We start from the raw sequence: 15,274 nt of genomic DNA, 5'->3' as shown, positions 1-15,274 counted from the left end.
TTGAATTCAGTATAAATTATATTGACACAAGTATTATATAAGAATATGATTTTTGTAATACACTTTTTTAAGAAAGGGTTGGCTCAGGTGGCATCTATTGAAAAGGAATCTATAACAGAAACTGTGCCGCAACGAGGCTTTTTCGGTCATCCCCGCGGCCTGTTCACACTGTTTTTTACTGAATTTTGGGAGCGTTTCTCCTACTATGGTATGAGAGCTATACTGCTTTACTATTTATACACGGAAGTCGCTCATGGCGGTCTCGGATTTGATAAAACCACCGCAGTTGCCATCATGTCCATATACGGATCTCTCGTATACATGTCGAGCGTCATCGGCGGGTGGCTGGCCGACCGGGTATTCGGTACGGCAAACACCGTTTTTTACGGCGGAATTTTAATTATGTTCGGGCACATCGCTCTTGCCTTCCCTGGCAGCACGGCGGCGTTTTTTACCAGCATGACTCTGATCATTATCGGAACCGGCCTGCTTAAACCAAACGTATCCAGCGTTGTCGGAGCTTTATATACGAAGGAAGACGAGCGCCGCGACTCAGGTTTCAGTATCTTTTACATGGGGATCAACCTCGGCGGATTGCTTGCGCCGCTAATTGTCGGAACACTCGGACAGAAGTACAACTACCACTTAGGCTTCGGATGCGCCGCGGCCGGTATGTTCCTCGGACTGATTGTTTTCGCTCTTACGAGAAAGAAATACCTCGGCAAAGCAGGCTCCAATGTACCGAATCCGATTTCTAAATCATCAGTGATCGGAACGGGAATCGGAATAATCATCGCAGCAGCGATTATCATCGTTCTGATTCAAACCGGCTGGCTGACGATCCAGCGTGTGATTGACATCGTCAGTATCCTCGGCATTGCCATTCCGGTTGTTTACTTTATTGTGATGTTCATGAGCAAAAAAGCGACAAAAACGGAAAAATCACGGCTTGCAGCTTATATTCCGCTGTTTATTGCGGCGGTTATGTTCTGGGCGATTCAGGAACAGGGCGCGACGATTCTTGCTTTATATGCCGATCAGCGCACGAGACTTTCTTTTGCGGGCATACATCTTGAGTCATCATGGTTCCAGTCTCTGAACCCATTATTCATCGTCATTTTCGCACCGGTGTTCGCTTGGATCTGGCTGAAGCTCGGCAAACGCCAGCCTTCAACACCGATTAAATTCGCGATCGGCATTATTCTTGCCGGACTGTCATTTTTAGTCATGGTGCTTCCGGTTATGGGCGGAAGCGGCGAGCTTGTGAGCCCGCTTTGGCTTGTTCTCAGCTTCCTTTTGGTTGTGCTTGGCGAGCTTTGTCTTTCACCGGTCGGTTTATCCGTCACAACGAAGCTCGCGCCTGCCGCCTTCTCAGCGCAGACCATGAGCATGTGGTTCTTAACAAACGCCTGCGGTCAAGCCTTGAACGCAAAAGTAGTCGGTTTGTTTGATAAGGTTTCTGAAGCGGCCTACTTCGGCTCAATCGGTCTTATTTCGATCATTCTCGGTATTATTTTAGTACTTCTTTCTCCTGTTATTAAACGGGCGATGAAAGGCGTACAATAACTAAAAAAGCCTGCGGAACCGTCCGCAGGCTTTTTTTTGTGCGTCTATCGTTTTAATTCCTCAAGCGTTTCGCTCCACCTCTTCAGGACACCTTCCGGCTCGTGAAGACGGATGACCGGTCCGGATGTCAGATCCGCGTATTTCGCCCGATCTTCCTTGACGGTGATCACGCGGCAGCTGAACCGCTCCCTTTCGTATTTCGCCTCTTTCAGCGGCGGAAGCGCCGCACATTCCAATGTCACGTAATATGCGGCTCCTCCGTGCCAAGCGATGAAAAGAGCTTGTCCCGAATGCAGCAGGCTGTTTACGGTCGTCGTGTTTTTCCATAAGGCGAGCCGGAGATTTGTGCGGCTTACAGCCACTATTTCACCGGCGCTGATCATGGCCGCGTGCGGACGGCCTTCTTTTGTCACGGATTGCAGCACAAATGCGTCGTGCTGTTTTTTTTCAAGCTCCGTTCCGTCTAAAAGCGTGTAAAGCGCCGCCGGCAAGTGCTCCGTCAGCATTACGCTTTTCTTTCCGGGACAGCGGGAACATGTGTGGCCGTCTCCGTTTCTTTCGGATCAATTTTAAATGCTGGGTTGAATGCCGCCGGATTGGTGATGCTTTCCGGTTCACAGGATCTCCATGTGAAAAAGCAGGTTTGGCATTGGTATATTTCCCAAGCGCCTTTGACCGGCGATTGGCTGACGGTTTCTCCTTTTTTCGATTCACAGCGCGGGCATGTTTTCATAGCAAACTCATCCTTTCTTATTGATTCATTAAGTCCATCAGTTTTTGTTCCCACTCTTTCGTTGTCAGCGGAGAATCAAGCGGCTGCGAATAATGGCCTCTTGTTTCCGGCGCGACAGGCGTCGTGGCGTCAAGAATCATTTTGTGTGTCATCCCAGCCGGATCGGATCCCGGGTCAAGCGGAAGGACGGACAGGTCAGGAATGATGACTGCGTCGTGTTTCGGATGCATTTTCGTTGAGAGCGCCCACATGACTTGCGGGAGGTTAAACGGATCGACATCCTCATCCACGACAATGACCATTTTGCAGTAGCCGAGTCCGTGCGGCGTCGTCAGGGCGCGCATGCCGACCGCCTTGGCAAAGCCGCCGTAGCGTGTTTTCGTTGAAATGATGGCGATCAGGCCGTGCGTATACATCGCGTTGACGGCGACGATTTCGTTCGGGTAGGCTTCCTTCAGCTGCTGGTAAAGCGGCACGCACGTATTAATGCCGATCATATAATCGCACTCCGTCCACGGCATGCCTAAGTATAAATGTTCAAAGATCGGATTGTTTCTATGATATACCCGTTTGATTTTGATGACCGGCATGCTGCGGCCGCCTGAATAATGGCCCGTGAACTCACCGAAAGGGCCTTCGTATTCCCGTTCTCCCGCAAGGATCTCTCCTTCCAGAACAACTTCGGCGCCCCAAGGAATGTCTAAATCGGACAGCTTAGATTTGACGATTCTGTAGGGCTCCCCTTGAATCGCGCCGGCCATTTCATACTCGGATTGATCGTATAGCAGCGGAGTTGACGCGGCCGTCGTAATCACCGGCTCACAGCCGAGCGCGATTGTAACAGGAAGATTGACGCCGCGTTCTTCAGCCTGGCGAAGATGAATCGCAATATCATGCTGAGGCACCGGCTGAATGCCGAGGCGGTCTTTTCCCTTCACCTGCATTCTGTAAATGCCGACATTCTGCTTGCCGAAATTGTCCGGATCTTCAAGATCGCGGGAAATGACGCACGCTTTATCCAAGTAATACCCGCCGTCCCCCTGGTTGATTCTGAATAGCGGAAGGATGTCAAAAAGGTTGATGTCCTCAGTAATTTCATTTTCATGAAACGGCGCGGTTTCTTCACGTTTGACCGCTACCGGGAATGAATCGTACCGTTTGGCGAACTCAAAGAATTGTTCTTTTACAGGCGTATCTTTCGGCATGCCCAGCATCATCGCGTGATTCGGCCATGAGCCGATGACATTCAGGGCGACCTGCGCATGGTGATGTCCGTAAATATTGTTAAACAAAAGCGCGGGGGTTTTATCCCCGAGGTTGCTGGCTGCACGCGCGGCGGCGCCCAGATCCGGCTCCGGTTTTACCTCTTCGTTGACTGTCAGCAGCTGCCCTTCTTTTTCAAGAGCGGCGAGAAATTCCCTAAAATCCTGATAGGCCATTATCAGATTCCTCCTTTTTGTTTTTCAATTCCGTACCACCGTTTCGCTTCCGGCAGACGGATCCCAAACTGGTCGAGCGTCCGGAACACGATGTGGTCGATCAATTCGTCCATGTCAGCCGGCTTGTTGTAAAAGGCCGGCATCGGCGGAAGAATGACGGAACCCATTTTTGTAAGCGCTAGCATATTTTCTAAATGAATTTGGCTGAGCGGCGTTTCTCTTGTCAGCAGCACAAGTTTTTTCCTCTCTTTCAGGATGACGTCTGCCGCTCTTGTCAGCAGATTGTCAGCCATTCCGGTGCGGATGCTTGCAAGTGATTTCATGCTGCACGGAGCGATGATCATCCCGTCCGTTTCAAACGAGCCGCTTGAAATCGCCGCCGCCTGGTCTTTGTGAGAATACGTATAGGACGCCAGTTTCTCGACATCTTTTAACGTATAATCGGTTTCATGTGTGATGGTGACATTTGCCCAAGGTGACACGACAAGATGGGTTTCGATCTCCGCGGCTTTTAAATATTCTAAAAGCCTGATCCCGAATATGGCCCCCGTAGCCCCGGTCATTCCGATGACGAGCTTCATATTGACCCTCCTTTACGCTTGAAATATGGTGTCAAAACCATCATACTCCTGATATATCCATATGAAAAATATTCGTTAAATCTATGTATCATACTTTAAAGGTATAAAATAAAGGAGCGTTGTTCATGGATATCAGGCAATTGCGTTATTTCGTCACCATCGCCCAAGAGCAGAAAATCACGACGGCCGCCAAAAAGCTTCATATGGCGCAGCCGCCGTTAAGCAGACAGCTGAAACAGCTGGAAGATGAATTGGGCGTCATCCTGTTTGACCGCAATAAAAAGAAACAAATGACCCTTACATATGAAGGAAATGTCTTTTTGAAAAGAGCAAAAGAGATTCTTCATAAGTTTGAGGACGCCATTATCGAGGTACAAGAGCTGAAGGAGGAAGTGGCCGGCACGCTTGCCGTAGGGTCAACCATTTACTGTGCCGCGCTCATGCTTGAAAAAGTGTCACAGATGAAAGAACGGTATCCGCATCTCACCTTTAACATTTGGGAAGATGAACCCGTCTCACTGCTGGAGCTATTGGAATCCAGACAGATTGACGCCGCCGTCACCACCACCTTAATTAAAAACGATGGCATTGAATCGAAGGAACTTGAAGACATTCCGTGCGTCTTGGTGCTGTCCGAGCATACGAAACGTCTGTGCGGTGAAACGATTAAGCTGAATGATATCGCCTCTTTGCCTCTGATCCTTTTGCGCACCGTCAATGGAAGGGGTGTGTATGATCAAGTCCTCCATGTTTGTGAACAGTACGATCTTGACCTACGGGTTGTCTGTGAATGCCATGATTCCGCGACGCTCTTGAGCCTCGTATCATCAGGATTCGGCGCCACGATTCTGCCTTTGACGATGATTCCCGTCCATATGCGTTCGCATGTCAAAACGGTTATCATCGAGGACAACCCGTTTGTCATGACGCCGGCCGTCATCTGGAGAAAAGACAGCTATCTCCCGAAGCCGGTCAGACAGTTTTTGGAATTATTTTGATCGTGAAACACGGAGATTTCACACTCATGAAAACCAATTACTTGACTCATACTAAAAAAAAGTTATCCTTTACAATTGGGAGCTATTTTTTCTCAATAAAACTACTCAGAAAAGTGGGGAATAAAGAAGATGAAAAAAGCATTGTTCGCTTTATTCATGATGGTCAGCATCGCGGTGCTTGCAGCCTGCGGAAACTCACAGGGCAGCGGATCTAAGTCAAAAGACAGCGATCTTTGGGCTTCTGTCAAGAAAAAAGGCGTACTGACCGTCGGTACAGAAGGAACGTACGAACCGTTTACCTTCCATGATAAAAAGACTGATAAACTGACCGGATATGATGTGGAAGTGATTCAAGAAGTCGCGAAACGTCTCGGTCTGAAAGCTGACTTCAAAGAAACGCAATGGGACAGCATGTTTGCCGGTTTAAACTCGAAACGGTTTGACGTCGTCGCCAACCAAGTCGGCAAAACAGGCCGTGAGAACCAATATGATTTTTCTGATAAATACACAACGTCAAATGCTGTCGTCGTGACGAAAAAAGACAGCACGATTGCGAAAGAAGCTGATGTCAAAGGAAAAACAGCGGCTCAATCATTAACAAGCAATTACAATAAATTAGCGAAAGATGCCGGAGCGAAAGTTGAAGGCGTTGAAGGCATGGCGCAATCCCTTCAGCTCATTCAGCAGGGCCGCGCTGATCTGACTTACAACGATAAACTTGCCGTACTGAACTACTTAAAAACGTCCGGCAATAAAAACGTGAAAATCGCGTTTGAAGCAGGCCAGCCGCAACAGACATATTTCGCATTCCGAAAAGGAAGCGGCGAACTTGTGACTCACGTCAACAAAGCGTTAAAAGACATGAAAGAGGACGGGACTCTTTCTAAAATAGCTAAAAAATGGTTCGGCGAAGATGTTTCTAAGTAACATGCCCGAGCCGGTGATTGCGGCAGCCATTCCTTGGGACCTGGTGCAGCAGTCATTCTGGCCGATTCTTTCCGGGGGAATCTATTACTCGATTCCCCTTACTATTCTTTCCTTTATTTTCGGAATGATCATCGCGCTGATTACGGCGCTCGCCAGAATGTCAAATATGAAACCATTGAGATGGGTGTTCAGCGTATACGTATCAGCAGTGCGCGGCACTCCTCTTCTCGTTCAATTGTTCATCATTTTTTATCTGTTCCCGACCTTTAATATTACGCTGGACCCTTTCCCAAGCGCAGTCATCGCATTTTCATTAAATGTGGGCGCCTATGCTTCTGAAATCATCCGGGCATCTATTTCATCCGTGCCGAAAGGGCAATGGGAAGCCGGTTATACGATCGGCATGACCTATCGCAAGACATTGTTCCGCGTGATCCTGCCGCAGGCGTTTCGCGTGTCCATTCCGCCATTATCAAATACATTTATCAGCCTGATTAAGGATACATCTCTCGCGTCACAGATTCTCGTCGCGGAGCTGTTCAGAAAAGCGCAGGAGATCGGTGCGCAAAACCTTGATCAAATCTTGGTCATCTATATTGAAGCCGCCTTTATTTATTGGATCATCTGCTTCTTGCTGTCTATCGTACAGCATGTGATCGAACGGCGTCTCGACCGTTATGTGGCCAAATAAGGAGGTTTCGATATGCTTTCCGTCAAAGGATTGAATAAATCATTCGGCCAGAATGAAATTTTAAAAACGATAGATATGGAGATAGAAAAAGGGAAAGTCATCGCCATTCTGGGACCGTCCGGTTCAGGAAAAACGACGCTTCTGCGCTGTCTGAACGCGCTTGAGATCCCCAACCGCGGCGAGCTGGCATTCTCCGATTTTTCTATAGATTTCTCTAAAAAAGTGAAGCAGGCTGATATCCTCCGCCTCCGCCGCAAATCAGGCATGGTCTTTCAGGCGTATCATCTGTTTCCTCACCGCACGGCGCTTGAAAACGTCATGGAAGGACCCATTCAAGTGCAAAAGCGCGACAAGGAGCAAGTCAGAAAAGAAGCGATGGAGCTTCTTGAAAAAGTCGGGCTGAAAGACAAAATGAACTTATACCCGTTCCAGCTTTCCGGCGGTCAGCAGCAGCGTGTCGGCATCGCCCGCGCGCTTGCGATTCAGCCCGAGCTGATGCTGTTTGACGAACCGACGTCAGCGCTTGATCCGGAGCTGGTCGGCGAGGTGCTTAAAGTCATTAAGGATTTGGCGAACGAAGGGTGGACGATGGTTGTCGTCACGCATGAAATCAAATTCGCGCAGGAAGTGGCCGATGAGGTCATCTTCATTGACGGCGGCGTCATTGTGGAACAAGGACCGCCGGCCCAAATTTTTTCCGCGCCGAAAGAAGAACGTACGCAGCGGTTCTTAAATCGTATACTGAATCCTTTGTAGGAGCCGGAGAAGAAGCGAAACACTGATTTCGCTTCTTCTTTTTTTCGGCGTTTATGCTACAATGACAATTAATGAAATGTTATGAAAGAAGGGACCTCTTTGAAGCGGGAATTCGTGATGCGCTGGACGTTTTATTTTGCCGGTCTGTTGATTTTGTCTTTCGGGGTATCTTTAACCATTAAAGGAAAAGCTCTCGGCATCAGCCCTTGGGATGCCTTTCATTATGGGCTTTTTCAGCATTTCGGGCTTTCCGTCGGCCAATGGTCCATCTTGGTCGGCGCGGTGATCGTCGTTTTAACCTGCCTGTTCACGAGGACGCTCCCGAAAATCGGCGCCATCTTGAATATGGTGCTGATGGGAATGTTTATTGATTTCTTTTCGTTTCTGCTTCCTGAGGCGCACGCTTTTTCCTTAGCAGCCGTGTTTTTCTCTTTCGGATTGCTGCTGATCGGCTGCGGCGTCGGGGTTTACGTATCAGCCGGGCTCGGTGCGGGCCCCCGGGACTCTCTGATGATGCTGATATCTGAAAAAACGGGCTGGAACGTGCAATGGGTGCGGAACGGCATTGAGCTGACGGTTCTGGCCGCGGCCTGGACGATGGGCGGACCGATCGGAGCCGGAACGATTATTACGGCGGTTTTGACGGGGCTGATTCTGCGCTTTTCTTTGCCGCAGTCCTCTAAACTGTTAACATATGCGATCTCCGGGCGGGCAACGTCCGTTCATTAAAAACAAAGCCGAAATGGTTTTGTTTTTTTATTTTCGGACAGCTTGCGTCTGATATGATAGGATGGTTTTGACAATATTTGCAGACGGAGGATCTGGACATGAAGATTTACGGAGTATATATGGACCGGCCGCTTTCTCCGGAAGAAGAAGATCGGATGATGGCGGCCGTGTCCGCCAATAAGCGGGAAAAATGCCGGCGCTTTTACCATAAGGAGGATGCTCACCGCACCTTGATCGGCGATATGCTGATCCGCACCGCCGCGGGGAAGGCTTACGGACTTGATCCGGCCGCGATTTCATTCAGCGTCCAGGAATACGGAAAACCGTATATCCCCGCGCTTCCGGACATGCACTTTAACATTTCCCACTCCGGGCGCTGGGTCGTGTGTGCCATTGATTCAAAACCGATCGGCATTGATATCGAAAAAATGAAGCCCGGCACGATTGATATCGCCAAACGGTTTTTTTCGCCGACGGAATACAGTGATCTGCAAGCAAAACACCCTGACCGGCAGACCGATTATTTTTACCATCTGTGGTCGATGAAAGAAAGCTTTATCAAACAGGCCGGAAAAGGGCTTTCCCTGCCGCTTGATTCATTCAGCGTCCGCCTCAAAGACGACGGCCATGTGTCCATTGAGCTTCCGGACGGACATGAGCCTTGTTTCATCCGCACATATGATGCGGACGAGGAATATAAGCTTGCCGTTTGTGCCGCTCATCCCAATTTTTGTGACGGAATTGAGATGAAAACGTATGAAGAGCTGCGGTAAAAATAGAAAAAGGAGGGTGTCCCCCTCCTTTTTTGTCAGCCTGATATTTCCGCCTGTTTCTGCAGCTGCTTTGCTTCTTGATAAATTTCTTCGAACAGATCCGCGATGTGTTCTTCTTCGACGCATGAAAATGCGATTCGCAAATCCGTCTCATTGATGGATATCGTCCCGATTCCTCTTTTTTCAAGCAATGAGACTCTCAATTCGCCGGCGTTTATATCTTTCAGCCGGACACACATGAAATAGCCCGAGTTAAACGGATAAGGCGTCCATACGTCTTCATAGTGCTTGTTTTCTGCAAGAACGGCTTTTACTTTGTCAGCCCGTTTTTTCATAATGTTATATTTCAGCGATTTTTCTTTCTCGTATTCCGGTGACTGCATTGCCCGCAGCATAAACGTTTGGGAAGGATGCGGGGCGCTTGAAATTGTCCCTCTGATAATCCCTTTTGTTTTTTCCTCGAGCACGCGCAGCGCTTTTTCGCTTTTGGTGCTGTACGTAATAAAACCGACGCGGAAGCCCCACGCGTAATTTTCCTTCGTCGCACCGTCTATTTTCACGCAAAGCACCCGGTCGTGCACTTGGGCGAGTTTGCTGAAGATGGATTCCTGAATGGCCGTTTCATCGTAAAACAGATTGTAATACGCATCGTCTACGAGCACGACAATCTCTTTGCCGGCCTCCGCCGCTTCCAAGATCACGCTGACGATTTCTGACGCTTCCTCTTCTCCCGGCGTATAGCCTGTCGGATTATTCGGGAAATTCAGCACGACAATCGCCTTCTCTTCCTGCTTTTTCAGCAGCTCAGACAGCCCTGCCGCATTAAAACGCCCATCGTGCTGAAAGAGCGGGTACGTCTCAATAGATGCCTTGCGCCGGACACCGAAAATGAAGTTGTAATTCCCCCAATATTTATCAGGGAGAAGGAGCGTATCCCCTTCATTGACGAACAAGTCGGCGGCAATGCTCAGCCCGTGTGTCAAAGCGTTTGTCACGATCGGCGTGCTGATGTCTTTGCCGGCTAATGAAGGATTTTCGAGACGCATTTTTTTCAGCCATTCCTGTCTGAGCGGCTCTTTTCCCTGCGGCGGAGCATAATCGTAGATATCATCGGGGTTATAGGCGGACAATGTCTCTTGAATATGGGAAAAGTGCATGGACTCCCCTTGTGAGGTGGCGATTCCGATCGTGGCATTATACTTTCCGGCCTTGGCTTTCGCTTCCGCTGATTGCGTCAGCACCCCTTTCGGATAAAACAAATCTTTGCCCAAATCAGAAAGCATATGAAGCACGTGCGGGTTTTCTTCAGATAATGTTCTGTTCAGCTCTTTTGCTGCATCATTCATGTACGACAATCCCTTCAAAATTATATTCCATCAAATCATAACATAAAATTTTTGATAAATGAGAAAACGATCGGGCAGATTTTGTTACAAAAAACAGACAGCGAATGCTGTCTGTCATAACCTATAACAATTGGCCTGCAGTGCTCCTGTTAATAATCTCATAGATTCGTTCCGCCACTTTTGCAGTTTCACTTAATATGAACATGTGGCCGTCCGAAAACTCGTGAAATACGGGATTTGCGGCCCATTTTTTCCATCCGTCCGCATCTTTGATACATTTTTTATCCTTCCGCCCGTTAAAAATATGGACGGGTGATTGAATGGTATGAAGATCAGACGGCCGGAAGCTTTCAAGCGCGCGGTAGTCGGATCTGAAAGAAGGCAGGAAAAATGACATGACCTCCTTATTTTCCACTAACTCCTGCGGCATTCCGCCAAGCTCGATAATATGGGCGAGAAATTTTTCATCATCAAGATGAGAAACCTTTTTTCTTTCCGCATGCGGCGGCTGAATGGCTGAGATGATCACGGCCTCAGGGTAAATGCCTTCCCGCTCCAGCTTTTGCGCCAGCCTGAAAGCGACCATGCCTCCCATACTGTGCCCGAACAGCACAAACGGACGGTCAGGACGGAGATTCAGCTCCTGCTTGTACAAGCTGACGAGCTGTTCAAAATCCTCAACGGCGGACATTTGATTTGTCCCGTGTCCAGGCGGTTCCGCGGCAAGCATCTCACATTCACCTTGGAGATAGGTGTGGAGCGGGCGGAATGATGCTGAATAGCCTCCTGCGAACGGAAAACAGATGAGCTGCGTTTTTTCTGTGGTATCGAACGATTTAAAGAGCTGGACCATTAGCGGCTTCCTCCTTTTCTATCGTGAAGTTGTCAGCTTCAGATGTTCATTTCTTAGGAATTCGAGCAAAAATGCCGCATTCCTTTCGAGACATTCACCCTGAAGCATTTCTGCGTGAGTGCCGCAGCCTTTTTTCACACGGTATTCACCTGCCGTAGCTTCCTCCCACGAAGCGAGCCACGGCGGCATCGCAAAGTCCGGTGCTGACGTTAATAGATCTATGTCCGCATTGACGGTGCCGGTGCTGACGGCATGCACGAAATAAGAATAAAATGCATTTGTTTTTTTGGCGAGCCCTTCTTGGACGGCTTCGTTATTCAGTGCTTCATTGTCCCTGTTTACCTTCATCAGCGCCTCGACATCACTTTCTACGGTGCGGCCTTCCAAGTCGCTGACGCCTTGTTTTTTATAGGAATCGACCATGATCAGCCGCTCCACTTTACGTCCTTGGGCTTCAAGCCGTTTGGCGGTTTCAAAGGCGAGCGTGCATCCTGCCGAGTATCCGAACAGCTTGACCGGGCCTTCCGGCTGCAGCTGATTGATCAGCTCTGTGTAGCGTTCGATACGGCTGTCTTCCTCGATAAAATCGAACGCGCAGATTCTATAGCCGGACAGATGTTTTGCCAGCGGCTGGTACATCAGCCCGTAACCGAGAACAGGCGGGAACGCAAACAGTGTGTCAGACTGATTTTTATTCATGATGGTGAGGTCTTTCATCCCTTTTTCTTCACCGTGAATCAGATAATCGGCAATGCCTGCGATTGTCGGCGCTTCGAACAACAGCTTCACCGGGATATCCGTACCGAGCTCTTTTTTAATACGGGACGCAGCCGTCATCGCTTTTAAAGAGTGCCCGCCGAGTGCAAAGAAATCATCATGAATGCCTATCTGCTGTCTGCCAAGAATTTCGGACCAGATGTGTGCAATCGTTTCTTCCGTCGCATTTCGGGGCCCGATCCATTCTTTCGCCAGCTGAGCGGAATCCGGTTTTGGCAGCATCCGTTTATTGACCTTCCCGTTTGTCGTTAAAGGAAGCTCCTCTAAGAAAGTAAAGGTTTGCGGCACCATGTAAGCAGGAAGCTGTTTTTTCAGGTGCCCTTTTACGTCTTCAGCTGAAAGTTGCGCCCGGTTCACGAGGTAGGCGTTGATTGATGCATCTCCAGACTCATGGCGGTCAACAACAACAACCGCATCTTTCACACCCGGGTATTCCTGCAGCTGCTTTTCAATTTCTTCAAGCTCGATCCGGTGCCCGCGTATTTTGACCTGATCGTCAATTCGGCCGGCGTATTCAATCGTTCCATCCGGCAGCCAGCGTGCCAAATCCCCTGTGCGGTAAAGCGTTTCTCCCGGCTTGAACGGGTTTGGGATAAACATTTGCTCCGTCAGATCATGACGGTTCAGATACCCTTTTGATACACCCATTCCGCTGATGCACAGTTCACCGACAGCTCCGAATGGCTGAAGCTGATTTTGCTCGTTAAGAATATAAACACTGGCATTGCTGATCGGCTTTCCGATCGGCAATGAAGAGATGGAATCCGGTAAATCATGCACGACGTGAGCTGTCGCAAACACTGTTCCCTCAGTCGGCCCGTAGCAATTAATGAGCTTGCCCGGCCCCATGATCTTAAGCGCTTTTCTGACGTGAGGCACAGACGCGCGCTCACCTCCGAATAACACGCAGCGAAGCCCCCTCAGCCAATCCTCTCCCGCATCGGTGAGAAGGTTGAAAAGTGCGGTCGTCGCAAACATGACATTGACATTCTCCTGCCGGATCAGGTCAGTCAGCCGTTCTGTATCAAGCAGTGTCTGTTCATCTGCGATAATGAGCCGTGCCGCATTCAGTATTGATGCGTAGAAATCAAAGGTAAATGCGTCAAAGGCGTAATTCGAAACGGATAAGAACGTATCTTTTTCAGAAAATGCCATGTAGTCTACATGCTTGACCAATCCTTGAATATTGGCATGAGTGGTGATATTGCCCTTCGGCTTTCCGGTTGTGCCGGACGTATACATAATATATGCCGGATCATCGGGTTCAATTGCGGCTGCAGGGTCGCTTGCCTGCTCTTCGAACCGTGCAGGATCATCAATGAAGAGTGTTGTTCCTGGATACGGCAGCTGATCCGCTTTTTCTTTCATCTCCTGATGTGTCAGCAGACAGGCTGCCGCACTGTCAGTCAGCATATACGAGATTCGGTCCTCCGGCAGCTTCGGATCAACCGGGAGATAAGCCGCTCCTGCTTTTAATACGCCGAGAATGCCGATCACCAGTTCAAGCGAGCGCTTCGTGTACAACGCGACAACGGAGCCTTTACCCGCACCTTGCTTTTGCAAACGGCGTGCAAGGCGGTTCGCTTCCTCATCTAATTCGCGATAGGAAAGAGTCTGGCCGGAATACGTAAGCGCCGGCGCATCAGGATGAACATTCACCGCCTCTTTGAACCAATCCGTCAGAGGCTTCGCCTGATGGTTTTGAGCAGGCGGGTTTAAGCCTGTAAGCAGAAACTCTCTTTCCTTTTCATCAACAAGACTGATCGTATGAACAGGCTGATCCGGCTTCTGGATGAGCTGCTGAATCGCTGTGAGAAGCTGTGATTTTAAGCGCTGGATAAATGCCTCATCAAACACATTCTCATTATAGGCAAGCTTGATCAGCATCTCGTCTCCCGGGGAAGCCATCAGGTTGAGATCATAATTCGACTTCTCAAAAACATGGACATCCTCCATTTCAAAGCCGTTTTCATTGTTTTCTTCATTTTTTGCATCCTGAAGCGGATAATTTTCAAACACAATGATGTGGTCAATCAGCTTTGGCTGATCGGCCTGGCTTTGGATGTCATAGAGCGGCACGTATTGATGCGGCTCAGACTGCAGCGATTGTTCCTGCAGCTGCTTGAGCAATCCGTTAAATGTGGTATCCTCAGACAGTTTCACCCGCCTCGGGACAACATTGATAAACAGCCCGACCATATGTTCAACGCCTTTGATTTCTGCGGGACGCCCGGAAACGACTGTGCCGAAGATCAAATCGCCGGACTGCTGGTAGCGGCTGATTAATACACTCCACACTGCCTGCAGCGCCGTACTCAAAGTGGTATGCTGTGATTTTGCAAGCTCGTTAAACGCCTTTGTGTCCGCCTCCGGCAGTGAGAAGAGCAGCTCTTTCGGCTCATAGCCGTCCTTTTGTTTCTTTCTTTGCTCCGCAAATGTCGTTTGTCCTTCAAATTCCTCTAAGTACTCGCGCCAGTAATGCAGTGATGCTTGTTTATCCTGCTTTTCAAGCCACTTGATATAGTCCTTATATGGTTTGACCGGCGGCAGGCTGTATGGCTTTTGTTCGCGCAGGGCATTGTATACCTTAAACAGATCCTGCACGACGATGCCAAAGCACCAGCCGTCCAAAATCATGTGATGATAGCTCCACACCCATTCAAAGCTTTCTTCAGCTTTTTTAAAAATAGCCGCACGCATTGGGATATCCCGCGTCAAATCAAACCCCTTGATCTTATCCTGTTCTTTGTATTCATTGATTTTGGCTGCTTGCTCGCTGCCCGGTAAGTGTGCCAGATCGATTTCTTCTATCTGAAACTGCCGTTTTTTCAATACGACTTGGACCGGCCTTTTTACTTTTTCGTGAATGAACACGGTACGAAATACATCGTACCGGTCCATGATCACATTCATGCTTTCTTCAAGGCATTTGATATTCAAGCTGCCTTTTACTTTCATTGTCATTTGTTCGATATAAAAGCTTTGGCCGGGATTCAGGAGAGTATGAAACAGCATTCCCTCCTGCATCGGCGACAAATAATACATGTCCTGAACTTGATCTTTTTTGAACTGGCTCATCTGCTCCGCTCCCCCCTTCTGTTAACT

General features: G+C 48.9%; 13 protein-coding genes and 1 pseudogene. 7 read left to right on the top strand and 7 right to left on the bottom strand.

Annotation, left to right across the window (positions count from 1 at the left end; genetic code table 11):
• Window positions 1-87: 87 nt before the first annotated feature.
• On the top strand, window positions 88-1,566 hold the full coding sequence (locus tag AADZ70_RS16790; RefSeq protein WP_095242023.1) for a peptide MFS transporter: 1,479 nt from the start codon (window positions 88-90) through the stop codon (window positions 1,564-1,566).
• Between the two features lie 44 nt (window positions 1,567-1,610).
• On the opposite strand, the gene AADZ70_RS16785 is transcribed toward AADZ70_RS16790, so the two are convergent.
• From AADZ70_RS16785 to AADZ70_RS16770, 4 genes and pseudogenes are all read right to left on the bottom strand, one after another.
• Window positions 1,611-2,072, bottom strand: a complete 462-nt coding sequence (locus tag AADZ70_RS16785; protein WP_016937280.1) for a hypothetical protein — start codon at window positions 2,070-2,072, stop codon at window positions 1,611-1,613.
• Window positions 2,072-2,299: a non-oxidative hydroxyarylic acid decarboxylases subunit D gene (locus AADZ70_RS16780; RefSeq protein ID WP_016937281.1), complete on the bottom strand. Its 228-nt coding sequence runs from the start codon at window positions 2,297-2,299 to the stop codon at window positions 2,072-2,074. Before AADZ70_RS16780 ends, AADZ70_RS16785 begins: the two co-directional genes overlap by 1 nt.
• A 17-nt stretch (window positions 2,300-2,316) precedes the next feature.
• The gene (bsdC, locus tag AADZ70_RS16775; protein ID WP_016937282.1) at window positions 2,317-3,738 is read right to left on the bottom strand and encodes a phenolic acid decarboxylase BsdC; all 1,422 of its coding nucleotides are present in this window, start codon (window positions 3,736-3,738) and stop codon (window positions 2,317-2,319) included.
• A 2-nt stretch (window positions 3,739-3,740) separates the two neighbouring features.
• Window positions 3,741-4,354: pseudogene (locus AADZ70_RS16770) on the bottom strand (non-oxidative hydroxyarylic acid decarboxylases subunit B).
• Window positions 4,355-4,444: 90 nt separating this feature from the next.
• Here AADZ70_RS16770 and AADZ70_RS16765 point away from each other — a divergent pair.
• The 6 genes from AADZ70_RS16765 (at window position 4,445) to AADZ70_RS16740 (ending at window position 9,193) form a co-directional block, all read left to right on the top strand.
• Complete coding sequence (locus tag AADZ70_RS16765; protein WP_045926264.1) at window positions 4,445-5,317, top strand: LysR family transcriptional regulator; 873 nt, start codon at window positions 4,445-4,447, stop codon at window positions 5,315-5,317.
• Between the two features lie 129 nt (window positions 5,318-5,446).
• Window positions 5,447-6,244 (top strand): cystine ABC transporter substrate-binding lipoprotein TcyA, encoded by a 798-nt coding sequence (gene tcyA, locus AADZ70_RS16760; protein ID WP_016937284.1) that lies wholly within the window; start codon window positions 5,447-5,449, stop codon window positions 6,242-6,244.
• A complete protein-coding gene (locus tag AADZ70_RS16755) occupies window positions 6,231-6,935 on the top strand; it encodes an amino acid ABC transporter permease (RefSeq protein ID WP_016937285.1) in 705 nt (234 codons plus the stop codon). Before tcyA ends, AADZ70_RS16755 begins: the two co-directional genes overlap by 14 nt.
• A 12-nt stretch (window positions 6,936-6,947) precedes the next feature.
• The gene (gene tcyC / locus AADZ70_RS16750) at window positions 6,948-7,691 is read left to right on the top strand and encodes a cystine ABC transporter ATP-binding protein TcyC (RefSeq protein ID WP_060963627.1); all 744 of its coding nucleotides are present in this window, start codon (window positions 6,948-6,950) and stop codon (window positions 7,689-7,691) included.
• Window positions 7,692-7,790: 99 nt separating this feature from the next.
• Window positions 7,791-8,420: a YitT family protein gene (locus AADZ70_RS16745; protein ID WP_016937287.1), complete on the top strand. Its 630-nt coding sequence runs from the start codon at window positions 7,791-7,793 to the stop codon at window positions 8,418-8,420.
• A gap of 98 nt (window positions 8,421-8,518) precedes the next feature.
• The gene (locus AADZ70_RS16740) at window positions 8,519-9,193 is read left to right on the top strand and encodes a 4'-phosphopantetheinyl transferase superfamily protein (protein WP_047476200.1); all 675 of its coding nucleotides are present in this window, start codon (window positions 8,519-8,521) and stop codon (window positions 9,191-9,193) included.
• A gap of 35 nt (window positions 9,194-9,228) precedes the next feature.
• Here the strand turns inward: AADZ70_RS16740 and AADZ70_RS16735 are convergent, their stop codons facing one another.
• From AADZ70_RS16735 to srfAC, 3 genes are all read right to left on the bottom strand, one after another.
• Complete coding sequence (locus AADZ70_RS16735) at window positions 9,229-10,539, bottom strand: aminotransferase class I/II-fold pyridoxal phosphate-dependent enzyme (RefSeq protein WP_016937289.1); 1,311 nt, start codon at window positions 10,537-10,539, stop codon at window positions 9,229-9,231.
• Between the two features lie 121 nt (window positions 10,540-10,660).
• Entirely contained in the window at window positions 10,661-11,392 is a 732-nt protein-coding gene (gene srfAD, locus AADZ70_RS16730; protein WP_016937291.1) for a surfactin biosynthesis thioesterase SrfAD, read from the bottom strand.
• An 18-nt stretch (window positions 11,393-11,410) separates the two neighbouring features.
• Entirely contained in the window at window positions 11,411-15,247 is a 3,837-nt protein-coding gene (gene srfAC, locus AADZ70_RS16725; protein ID WP_342007351.1) for a surfactin non-ribosomal peptide synthetase SrfAC, read from the bottom strand.
• Window positions 15,248-15,274: the final 27 nt, after the last annotated feature.

Source organism: Bacillus sp. YBsi01 (assembly GCF_038406745.1).
GTDB classification, from domain to species: Bacteria; Bacillota; Bacilli; order Bacillales; family Bacillaceae; genus Bacillus; species Bacillus siamensis.
The sequence above is the reverse complement of the archived record's forward strand: the minus strand, read 5'-3'. Positions and strand labels throughout refer to the sequence as shown.